This is a genomic window from Methylomonas sp. BW4-1, assembly GCF_052474385.1.
The window spans coordinates 4894439-4906386 of record NZ_CP184125.1 but is presented as its reverse complement, the minus strand read 5'-3'; the positions used below and the strand labels follow the sequence as shown (position 1 = coordinate 4906386).

Genomic DNA, 11948 nt, shown 5'->3' with positions numbered 1-11948 from the left:
ATTCTCACTTAATCAAGATGTCGACGCGCCGATTTAGGGCTCGATGTTCAGGCGTATCATTAGGCGCCAAAGGCTCACCATCGGCCCGGCCTTCTGCCCTGGCCGCACCTTTTAGTTGGGCGGACGCAGTCAAAATTGCCAAGACGTTTTTAGCGCGTGCCGCAGACAAATGCCAATTGGACGGAAAGCGGGCCGACACAATGGGCTTGTCGTCGGTATGCCCGGTTACCAAAATCGAGTCTTGTTCATTCTCGAGTTCTTTGGCGATTTTTTTCAACATCGGTAAAAACTCCGGTTTAACTTGATCGCTACCGGAGGGGAAGGAATTACGAACGCGAATGATGCTATCGTCGACCACTTCAACCATATTCTGGGCAATTTCATCGCGTAATAACGGTTTAAAGCGTTCCAATCTGTTGGCGATAACCGGTGCAGACGGAGTGACCGTAGCGGCCGTTGCCATTTGTACCGGCTCCTTGGCCAATTTCAGTAACTCCCGATAGGCAGGATCGGATGCCGAATTAATAAAAAACGCAAAACCCAGATAACAAAGGAGCAACAGGCCACCAGCTACGCTGGCGAACACCCATAAGGGCACTTGCGTTATCAACGAGCTATTACCACTTTTTTGCCCGTGCCAGCGCGGCGACAGCTCCGCGGGGAAATCCCCTCTTACTCGCTGGATTAATTGGTACAACTCAAGCCGTTGTTTCTCCAATTCGTTGGCGCCATTGGCCATGACCCTATATTTACCTTCGAACCCAAAACTTAACAACACATAGCAAAGCTCAATGAGCGGTAAATTTTGCGCGGGTTGTTTCACCAGATGTTCGAGTAATTGGAAAAAGCGTTCGCCGCCCCAGGCTTCTTTATGAAAAAGGATAAGCAGGCTTTGATGCCCCCAATTACTCTGCGAACCCCAAGGCGTGTTTTGGATAATTTCATCCAGAAAAGTACATAAATCGTAGCTCGCCATACGCATGGTTTCTTGCTGAAACCCTGCATTCAAGCCACGGTTCTCGAATTCTCTGACTTCTTTAGCCAACTTTTGCTTTAGTTCATCAACCCCGGAATAGCTAACGGTTGTTCTAAGCCTGGCCGCCAAGGACAGAATGCCGGCTGATAAAGTCAATAATGAACCGCTATCCGCTCCGGAAAGCACACTGAGCGACGGAATGTTGATATTTGAGGTCGGCTGCTGGGGCGGCGGAGATGGCGGTATTTGTGTCACTGATGGCTGCTGCGGCATTCGTCCACCTGGCGAAGGCCGCAACACTGTTTTGTCGTCATCGCCGAAAGGTCCTTGTTGCACCATGTCATCACCCTTTTTTTATTGCCCAGAATTCCAATTCCAATCCCGGAAAATTACCCCCAATATGAAAGGCAAAACCGCCGGAATCCATCATCTTCTTCCAGTACGGGCTTTGCTTATCCAATTCGAAATAAGAGCATCCGGCGTGATACGGCAATTGCCTTGGCGCCACGGGCAATGGATGAATTGAAATACCGGGCAGGGCAGCAGTGACCAATTGCGTGATCTCTTCCACCGGGCCAATTTTCACCTGCGGCGGGAAATGCGTGCGCAACATCTCCGAAGATACTTGCGCACTGGCAGCCAATACGTAGATCGCCTGCTCCAATAATTTCACATCGGGGCGACCCGAGTAATAAACCGACTGGCTATGTTTGGTTAACGGAATTTGAATCGCATTTTGTTCAAGCACCATGCTTAACAGGCGCCGTAGCTCATCAATTAACGGGATAAAGCAAATACGCAAGTCGTCATGCCTATATTCGGGCAACACTGCGGGTCGCTTATTTTGACGGTAGAAGGTTGCTAGATCGCCCATCAACTGCAGGCACAAGGAAAACAAAGTCTCCGGATGTAGCAGCGCATCCCCCGCCAAATGTGCCAGCAAGGGTTCGTACCGATTGATGGTTTGCAGCAACATAAAGTCTGCAACCTCTGCGACGCCTGCACCTTGCGACGTTCCCGCCACGCGGGCTGCCAACGCCTCCCCTCTGGTATGCAACAGACCTTGCAACTCCCGGACGAAGCCGTTCAAAATACTACTGGCTGAAGACTGCAGCACCACGGGAATGTATTTCTCATCCAGTACGACTGTTTTGTCGGCGCGCACCTCAATGATATTGGCGACCCCTAAGCACAGATAGCCTGATCTTTCTTGGTTGCCAAGCATAAGTCTCGGACGAATACTGCCTATTTGCACGGGATAACGTGCGTCGTACCCCGCATTGTTGTCTCTGACATCCCTATGAGTGATGCGGTATCTCGCCAATCCATCGGGGTTATTGTCGCTATCAACTTCAACAGAGTCAGGACGACTCAGCGGCAATGCTAAATACACTACTTCATTGGCGATGTCTTCAGAGACATCAAGTGGTAGCGGCAGTTCGTCCTCGTTTGGCAAATGGAATGGGGTACCATCCTGGAAAATCCCTCTAGCAGCTGCCAGAGTGATTTTTCCTATCGCCAATTGCCCTGCATCTAGTTTTAGCGACGAAAATCCCCAATCATAAGCCCTGATTCCATAGCAACGACCATCAATACGACTTTCAAGATAACGATCATGTTGTTGAAAGTGCTGAGGTCTAAGGAACATGCCTTCTGACCAAACAATACGGTTATTGATTGACATACTCTATTCGGTACCGTTTATTATTTATTAACAATGACTTATGAAATTTTCGCTACCAATTCAATTGAGTTGCAAACTTTCACCGCCTCGCAAATAGACGCATCTGCTTTTCATAAGCTTCAGCGAACTCTTCTCCAAAAAATCCTTCAATTGCTTGTGTTTTCAGTTCCGGATATTTTTCGCAAAAAAGCTCCCAACACTTGGCTTTTCGCTGAAAAACAATCCCTTCGCCCAACACCTTTTCGAAGGTGTCTGGGTCGAAACGATGCAAAATCTCCCCTAGTGCAGCCTGAATACCTGCCGTCATCGCCAATTGATGAAACTTAACATCCCTGAACGCTTCAGTTACCGCATCATTTGAATTTATAAACGCGGGATTATTTGGTGCGAGCATCAGCTTCAGTACGCTTTCCACATCTGGGTTGAATTTTAGCGGGTTATTGTCAAATGAGCGGATTGTGGTGACGGAAACTCGAAATTCACTTTTCATTTCCGCGCGTGCGCGTAGAACGTCCATCAAGCCTTCGATCAAATTTCGGAATAACACACCGGTCGCTTTCATCGCCTCCGGCCACTGCTCTTCCGTCAAAAACGATTGATCTTTTATTCCCGCACCATCCAGAAACATCTTCATGAGCGTCGCATCATCCGATTTAGACCTGACAAATGGTTCCGTATTGGGTGCTAGCGTAATCTCTACACTGGCTTGCGAAGTCGCCTGCCCATCTTCACGCTCAATATTAGGCGTATTTTGGAATACGTCTTTAGAATCTGACGCTATGCTCGAAGGAATAGGCTCGGATAAATTTATTGCTTCCAAACTCGGGAAGTCTAACCCGGAAGACTCGCTGAGGGGTGCATCCAACGCACCTAAGGAATCTAAGCCTTTTAAGAACTCGGCAATATCTTTACCATCTCTCTGGGGAGGTAGCACCTCGGGCGCGGTAAAGCTATCGTGAAAAGGGGAAGCAGGAGGACGCTCTCCGAAGGGAGAACTCGCTACGTTGTGCGGAATCGAGAAATTCAGAGGTTCGTTGACTATTGACTGTTGATCATTTTGAAACGATTGAGCAAATGGTGAAGGCGAAATACTCTCGACGCTAATGGGTGAAGCTGGTGATATTTCGGCTGATGGCAGCTCTACAATAATCTCATATTCTCCGATCCGCAAAATTTCACTATCTAATAACCTTGCTTGCGAATCGTTTATATTCAGTCCGGCATTTGATAAATATGTACCATTTTTACTTGTGTCTTTTATTAAGTAACCACCGTCCTCATAAATGATTTCAGCATGGTGGCCTGATACAAAGTTTTCCGCATCAGGCAATACCAAGGTATTTCCTGCTTTTCTGCCTATTGTTCCGCCTAACTGACCGAATTCGGCACTCAATTCAGTAGATAGTGGTAAACCTTTGTAAGAAAGTACTTTTAAGATAATTGGCACGATTGTCGTCCTACCGTTAACATTAGTTAAATAGCTTAGCAACTTACGTCAGCTTTTATCTAAAAACTTAGTCATTTTATAGCAGTCTAATCTTATCAATTGACGCGATTCTCAATCAGAAGAACAGTCATCGCAAATTGTTAGTTGTCGAAATTATAGTTATGTGATGAACGGAAAACTCGTGCTTTTGTAGCTTGTATTAGCTCAGACCTGATCTGACAGTTACCGTTTTTGCGGGGTGTCTGTCAGATTAGATTTGGTTCAGATTTTTTTGAGCCCAAATCTGTTTTCCATCCAGCAAGGTATCCATCGGCGTTCTGCCGTTGCACATTTTGCCCTGATGAGTTCGGTCATTGTTGTAATAAACCAGCCATTCGTCCAGATCTTTTTGGAGTTCATCCAGGTCGCTATAGAGCTTTTTGCGGAACGTGACCTGATAGAACTCCTGCAAGATGGTCTTGTGGAAGCGTTCGCAAATCCCATTGGTTTGCGGCGACATGGCCTTGGTTTTGGTATGGTCGATGTCGTTGATCGCCAGGTATAGCTGATAATCATGCTGTTCGACCTTGCCACAATATTCTGTGCCGCGATCCGTCAGAATGCGTAGAACGGGTAATGCGTTGGCTTCATAGAACGGCAATACTTTGTCATTCAGGATGTCCGCGGCAGTAATCGGCGTTTTGGTGGTGTACAGTTTGCAGTGTGCGACTTTGCTATAAGTGTCCACGTAAGTCTGCTGGTATATCCGCCCAACCCCTTTGAGGTTGCCGACGTAAAAGGTATCCTGCGAACCCAGGTAACCGGGATGGGCTGTTTCGATTTCGCCGCAGGCTTGATCATCCTGCTGCTTTTTCTCCAACGCCGCAATCTGCGCATCGCTCAGCATTAACCCTTCGGCGGCTACCTTGGCTTCCAGTGCTTTAAGCCTCTTTTTAAAGTTCTCCAGGTCATGCCGTAACCAGATGGAGCGAACGCCGCTGCCGGATACGAATACCCCTTGTTTACGCAGTTCATTACTGGTTCGATGCTGTCCATGCGCTGGCCACTCAACCGCATAGGCTTTCACTGCCAGCTCAATGCTTTCATCGACGCGATTCTTCAGATTCGGAGACCGGCGGTTTTTGTCGATTAAGGCATCGATACCACCTTCAGCTACCAGCTCTTGATAACGATAAAACGTATCGCGCGAGACACCCATCACCTTGCAGGCTCTGGAGACGTTATTCAGTTCTTGGGCTAAATTTAACAGCCCCGCTTTGTGTTTAATGATCGGATTGTTTGTATGGATCATGAGAGTTACCTTTTGTGTTTTGTGTAAGGATTCGACACCCCTATCAAAACCGGTAACTCTCATCTTTTCAAGTCGATGTGTCAGATCAAGTCGTGACTAATACACATTAAACTAGCGGCAGTTTCGGTAACGTTTCGGGCCATTAGTTACCTTTCTGATGTCGTCGCTTTGGGAGTCTCTGATTAATTCGTAACATCGAATTTCAGCGTAAATTAAATCAATGATGGGCACCTAGTTGTCTTGCAAAACCGAAGTAATCAGAGGTTCTTTGCAACATAAACTCCTTTTTATTTCATTTTTTCCTGAATATACCAACAACCCTCCTAAGACTCGCCTTGCTCATATTTGGGTTTGCATTTCACTTTTGAGTAATAACTAAAATAGCTTTCGTTAAAACGTCATCCTATTTTGTATTTTTTAACTTTTCCTCTCCGCCAGTCACTAAACCAGACATACATTCGACTACGCTTTCGACATAATTTGAATGTGCTTCTGCAAGCTCTTTGGCTGCACCGAAACTTTCTCGTAATTCGATTAATGTTTTTTGTGGATCCGTTGACTTATTAATATCCAACATTTTCGCGTAATTTTTATATGCTTTACGCCTTTCAGGATCTAATATGAATAACCCTGGCATAGCATTCGACGAAGTATCGACGACACATTTTGTCATTAATTCCGGCTCAATTCCGTAGTCCTTAATATCTTTATCTTGCTTCATCTGTTCCAATACTACGGACTGATATTCTTCTTTTTCCGAGCAACCGCCCAGCACTAAAACCCCCACAATTACTAGCACTTTTTTCATTTTTAACATTTTCCTGCGGTTTCCGAGCATATTACCTAAAAAAAACCCCCGCTATTTTTCAATAGCGAGGGCTTTCAATTTCTTCCTAAGTATTTCGACTTAGAACACTTTCACTGTTAGATGAAAGTTGGGATCAGAGGAGCATCAACTGTTACCAATTGACGGTTACCTTTTTCATCCCAGAAGAACAACAGACCTGCGAAACGGCTGTCTGGATCGTAGATCAAGTCAGCTAAACGATATACTTCCCATGCAGCGTCAGAAGCAGTAACTTCGATTGTGCGTGTTTCGCCTGGAGCCAGAGGGCTGTTATCGCTAACAGTTAAACCTTCTTCAGCCAGCAAATCGTCTGGGTAAGCTGTATCATCTTCATGAACAGCTGGATCCAAGAAACGTACACCTGCAGTGTTGAACTCGCCCAAACGTACAGCTGAGTCGCCGTTGTTTGTGATGGTCAAGGTCATTTGCATTGCACGACCTGGTACACGGTATGTAGCGTCATCAACTTTAACTGAAACGTTAGCTTCAGGCATTTGATAAGTTTTCATGCCGCGCAACAAACCAGCTTGCAAAGGAGTTGTTACAGGGTATTTTTCGTTGGTTGCACCCATAGAGGCAGCAACGATTACCATCGTACCGACAGCGAAGATCATACCAACTTTTTTGTCGCCGGCTGAGATCAGAGAGTCTGCTTTGCCTGTGCTAACAGCGATATGACGTGGAACGAACAATGGACGTTTGATCCAGAACAACAACCATGCGAACGCGATAGCAAACCATACTGCGTGCCAGAAATAAACGTTGTCCAGAGCATAGTTTTCCAAGTTGATTGTTTGACCAGTCAAAGTAGTAACTGGGTTAACAAACTCGCTCATAGAACCAGTAATGGTTACCCATTTACCTGGACCGATGATAGGACCACCGCCTTGTACGTTCATCATAGAGTGAACGTGCCAGTCACCTGGACGACGAGCTTTCAACAGAACTTTAAACTCATAAACTTCGCCCAATTCCAGAGACACTGAACGAGGAACCAATTGACCGCCGATCCAAGAACCTGCACGGATAAATACAGGACCAGGAATACCAACGTTCAAAAATGAAACTTCTGGTTTATCAACAGTTTCTGGCCATCCTGCGAATACCAGGAATTTACCGGAAATTGTCATAGTTTCATTAACAGGCACTTCTTCTTTTGACCAGTTTAGGTCAAACCAGTGAATCGTCCGCATACGCATGAACGCAGCCTGTGATTTTTCACCGTGAGCAGATGCTGTTGGAGCATAGAACATCGCTGCTGTCATTGCGACCAACAGTGCGACAAAGGACAGTTTTGCAACTTTGTCTTTTATTATTTTCATATTTCCTCCTCTATCACTAGAGAATTTTAATTAAGACTTTCTGGTAGCTATCTAGAACCACCAGGTTCATTTTCTTACTATTCTTCTAATTAAGACGCGTCGTCAGCGATGAAGTCGGTTTTAGCGAACCATCTGCCGAAGAAGTGCCACAAGAAGTAAATAATGATAGAAACGAATCCAGAGAAGAACGCTGATACTGGAGCAACGTCTTTACCGAAAGTTCTTAATGTACCTTTCTCTACCATACGGATGTACTCAGGTGTACCGGTACGAACATAGTGGTAACCTTGTAAGTCAGCCAAAGTCATCATCATGCCGTTGTACTCTACAGGCACGTGCAATGGAGCGATAACAGGCCAGTTACCTGGGTAGAACAACAAGCCGTAAGCCAAACCACCTAATACAGCAGTCAGAGTCATGCTGTTACCCAACATCAGGATAACGTCAAGAACGATAGCGCCTGGCAGCAGGTTAGATGGGAAGCAGATGTTAACTGGGAAGTATGTCCAACCCCAGAAGTTCATGTAACGATTGATCCACTCACCAATCATCAGAGCAACAACAGACAAAGTTGCGCCAATTGGTAAACGGTATCTCCACCACAAGCATGCTTGAACAGCCGCAGGGAACGTAATAGAAACGATAGGAGCTACGGTTACCCATAGACGTCTATCTTTCCAGTCGGTCCAGAAATCCCAGTCACCGCCAGTCAACATATAGTGAATGTGGTAACCGCCCAGAACCGCTGTGAACAGTGTAAAAAGAATCATCCAGTCGAACGTACGGGAAACTTGTACCGCTTCCGCACGTGAACGTACAGCTGATTGAGATGCGCTCATTAGCTTACCTCCTAAAGAATTAAAATTATATTTTTTTCACTTCTCTTTATCCTACCGCCACTTAAACAAAGCAGCGGCAGGAAAGGAGATAGTATTTTTACTTTTAAAGATAAGCTATTAAGCCAGATCTTTTTTCAGCAATTTTGCAATTGCCATTACTTCGGTGTTCACAACACCCATTATAGCCAGAGCAGCCCAACCAAAGAATACGAAACCGTAGTGCAATGGAGCAACGAACAACTCTTCCATAAACCAGAATGTGTGACCCCATTCGTTCAAACCTACGTTAGGCAGGATCATGAATGGACCGATAACCGCGATCAAATACATCAAGTGCAGACCTTCATGGTATGTAGGCAATCTTGTTTTTGCATACATGAAAGAAGCTGAACCAGTGATGATGTAGATTGGGTATGACAGGTAGAACTCGATGATGTGACTTGGAGTAAAGTCAGTATCACGAACGATAGTTTGGTGCCATGTACCGTCTTGCTCTGTGAAGTAAGAAGCACCCCAGTAGATAGCCCAGCCGTAGCAAACCAACCATGTCCAGTGTGTAAAGTGTCTTCTCAACTCTTCACGTGGAGTGATTGACATAACTTTACGGTCACGAGTTTTCCAGATATAGCCATTGATACCAGCAAACAGCAGCACTTCGATAACGATCTCGATGTACAACATATTCATCCAGTATGTTTCAAACTCTGGAGCAAAAGAGTCTAAGCCAGCTGACCAGCCGTAAACACCTTCATACCAACGAATGAAAGAATAAAAAACCAAATACAGGCTGATACCAGCCCACAGGTTTTTTTGATTTAAAAGCGGTGCTTCCGCAGCATCAGCCTTAACTGATTCAGTTGTAGCAGCCATTTCTACCTCCTAAAAGATTATCTAAATCCCCGATCAAATCGGGAGTTCTTTGTTTTTCCTTGTTATTTAGCCTTCTTATTGAAGACACCCCGGTCCCTTGAGGTGCGTGGCAGTCTACCACTTGCCAAATCCTTGTCAAGATAAATTAAGCTAATTTAGCTGGGTGCTCGCTGTCACCCATTTGCAATTTTACTGTTAACAAAACTCGAACACCTATTTAAGCGACGTTTCGATAAAATTCCCGTTCGAATTCAATTAGGATAGATAGGTTACCAAATACTGTGCATGTGATAAGTCGCAGCCTAATTGATTGGATCCAAACTCCGCCATCTATCGCCTCGCATTTTTCTTACCCTCCACTTGTGTTTCAGGCACAAAAAAAAACATCTAACTCAAAACGTAGCGATCCAGTAAAAATTCACACCCGAGTAGCTTGATAAACCTTCCCTTTGCGAAACGCAATGAAACAGAATGACGGCATTATGATGCTGTATTCAAGCTGCAATTAGTGAAGACGATTCAGGAGCAACGACTGAACGGTGACCCAGATTTGCCTGGACCTCTAGCAGAATGAGAAGATAGGGCGTCGAAGGAGCAAGCAAGTGTAAGCCGAGCAATCGGACCAACCGCGAATCGGCAATTGCGGACGGATAACAAATTATTAAAATAGATCTCGGCCTCTTATGCATTGCAGTTGCCGCCGACAGCAAGAATAGCCTACCACTGTAAGATGTTGCACAGCGTGACAACTACCAATCACGCCGAGACTATCCGAGACGCAACCGACTATATCGTCAATTTCTAGAACAACCAGACTTGCATTCGTTATCGGATTAACTGCTCCCTTAGCGCCTCTAAGAAAAAAGGTGCCCGAAGGATCAAAGTTATATCCTCACATTAGATCTAACCTGAGCTTTTGAAAAAATCAGTTTCAAAAATTGCTCAAAGGCGAGCTAGTAACGGGATTGAGCTTGGCATGATGCTCCCAAAGAGTCTGTTGGATGGATTCCGGAATGTCGAGTTGATCGCGGATGCGCTTGTACGGCCGTTGCGGGGCGTAGTATTTTTATTGATTTTGGTGCCGTCGTGGCATTTTTCTCTGTAGTGGTTGAAGACAGGGTGTCGAGGGTGGTCGGTAAGATAGCGAACCGAGTGATGATTGAGAAATTCAGAACCGTTGCTCGAGTCCGGGTATCGCAATCGAAGCCCTTCAACGGGAACAGTTACAAACCGGATCTACTCCAAAACGCCCTGAGAACTCTTATTCCAAGTGCCCTTACTTCGGTCCAGCCAGCTAAAAACCCAGTCATGGCTAAGGTCCAGACGAAATCCCAGGCCACCAAATTGCCGCAGTGAACAACCGTACCGACCTCTACTAAGCTTGGCGGAGCTTCGTCTAAATGATGATTGCGAATGGCATTTTGAGCGGTTAAAGCTAGCCAGGCTTAGTGCCGGACAAACCCTTGGGATGTAGGACGCGCAAATGATTGGGTAAGCGCCCAGGATCGCCGCCTTCAAGCGCCTGCCAAACGGTTGACGCTGTTGAACCCGATGCACTTCAACGGTCCTGGCAACACCTCGGCTTGATATTTTCGCTTGGGTCCAGGCCGTTTGGCTGGCGAAGCGGCTGGTTTGGCATTTCGATTCAGCAAACGAACGCCGCGAAACCGTGGAAACGAAACATTATCAAACGCAGGTTGAATAGCCCCCAGAAGCCGCAGGCCGGGCAGGTTTTCGCAGCAAAATGTAAAAAACCTGCATGGCATCGCGACACCACTTCAAGTCATGCGACAGTCAACATCTGACCTCGTGCTGGGTCGGAACGAGGTGACGTGGACAAAATCGGAGCACTGAAGGCATAAACGGTCGCGTCATTTTTGCCGATTTTTCTAACAAGATGCCTAAAAAAACTGCCGGCAAAATAGCGACTCTCCTGTAGCGTTTTCTTTAATTGGCACACAGAACCAAGACTGCAGACCTATAGCTTTGCGGTCACGCTCGCCAGCATATTATTAAGCTCACCTTTATTAAAGAGATCGATGACGATGTCGCAGCCACCGATTAATTCGCCGTTGATATACAGTTGGGGATAGGTAGGCCAGTGCGAGTATTCTTTTAAGGCTTCACGCACTTCAGGGTCTTCGAAGATATTGATATGGGCATAATCCGCATTGCATGCCCGCAAGACTTGCACCACCCGGCTGGAAAACCCACACTGGGGAAAATCTGGCGTGCCTTTCATGTATAAGACCACAGGATGGCTGGCTAATTGGGCTTGGATTCTGTCTATTGCACTCATGCGTTTTCTCGTTAAACATTGATGAGAGGGGATTCTAACAACCCCGTCCGCAAAAGAGAAGGGAGCAGCAGTGGGGTGATTTTGGGTCAAAAAAAAGCCCTGCTATGGGTAAGCAGGGCTTTTGGTTTAAGAGCTTGGCGATGACCTACTTTCACATGGCAACCTGCCACACTATCATCGGCGCTAAGCGGTTTCACTTCCGAGTTCGGGATGGGATCGGGTGGTTCACGCTTGCTATGTTCACCAAGCAAACTGGTTTGGCTGTTTTGCAGCCGTCATGCACAGGCTTGAAGCGTATTCGCTTCCCGGCATTTGCCGTTTACCTGTCTTCATGGAAATCTGTATCGAGTGTGTCGTTATCTTACGTTTATCA

The 11948-nt window shown here is 46.1% G+C and carries 9 protein-coding genes and 1 rRNA gene; all 10 read right to left on the bottom strand.

All coding sequences use genetic code 11. The features are described from left to right. Positions 1-4: 4 nt before the first annotated feature. Positions 5-1315 (bottom strand): type IVB secretion system protein IcmH/DotU, encoded by a 1311-nt coding sequence (icmH, locus tag ACH5Y9_RS22720; protein ID WP_445367682.1) that lies wholly within the window; start codon positions 1313-1315, stop codon positions 5-7. A gap of 4 nt (positions 1316-1319) precedes the next feature. Next, complete coding sequence (tssK, locus tag ACH5Y9_RS22715) at positions 1320-2660, bottom strand: type VI secretion system baseplate subunit TssK (protein ID WP_445367681.1); 1341 nt, start codon at positions 2658-2660, stop codon at positions 1320-1322. A gap of 79 nt (positions 2661-2739) precedes the next feature. Next, positions 2740-4107: a type VI secretion system-associated FHA domain protein TagH gene (gene tagH / locus ACH5Y9_RS22710; RefSeq protein ID WP_445367680.1), complete on the bottom strand. Its 1368-nt coding sequence runs from the start codon at positions 4105-4107 to the stop codon at positions 2740-2742. Between the two features lie 250 nt (positions 4108-4357). Continuing rightward, on the bottom strand, positions 4358-5398 hold the full coding sequence (locus ACH5Y9_RS22705) for an IS481 family transposase (protein WP_445367679.1): 1041 nt from the start codon (positions 5396-5398) through the stop codon (positions 4358-4360). A gap of 403 nt (positions 5399-5801) precedes the next feature. Next, positions 5802-6206, bottom strand: a complete 405-nt coding sequence (locus tag ACH5Y9_RS22700) for a hypothetical protein (RefSeq protein WP_445367678.1) — start codon at positions 6204-6206, stop codon at positions 5802-5804. A gap of 116 nt (positions 6207-6322) precedes the next feature. Further along, positions 6323-7567 carry a bacterial ammonia monooxygenase, subunit AmoB gene (amoB, locus tag ACH5Y9_RS22695; protein WP_033159226.1) on the bottom strand — a complete coding sequence of 415 codons (1245 nt, stop codon included), beginning with the start codon at positions 7565-7567 and terminating at the stop codon, positions 6323-6325. An 89-nt stretch (positions 7568-7656) separates the two neighbouring features. Then, entirely contained in the window at positions 7657-8406 is a 750-nt protein-coding gene (amoA, locus tag ACH5Y9_RS22690) for a bacterial ammonia monooxygenase, subunit AmoA (protein WP_101053053.1), read from the bottom strand. A gap of 117 nt (positions 8407-8523) precedes the next feature. Further along, positions 8524-9276 (bottom strand): bacterial ammonia monooxygenase, subunit AmoC, encoded by a 753-nt coding sequence (gene amoC, locus ACH5Y9_RS22685; RefSeq protein WP_020483731.1) that lies wholly within the window; start codon positions 9274-9276, stop codon positions 8524-8526. A 1978-nt stretch (positions 9277-11254) separates the two neighbouring features. Continuing rightward, the gene (gene grxD, locus ACH5Y9_RS22680) at positions 11255-11575 is read right to left on the bottom strand and encodes a Grx4 family monothiol glutaredoxin (RefSeq protein WP_445367677.1); all 321 of its coding nucleotides are present in this window, start codon (positions 11573-11575) and stop codon (positions 11255-11257) included. 132 nt (positions 11576-11707) lie between these two features. After that, positions 11708-11823: ribosomal RNA gene (rrf, locus tag ACH5Y9_RS22675) — 5S ribosomal RNA — on the bottom strand. Positions 11824-11948: the final 125 nt, after the last annotated feature.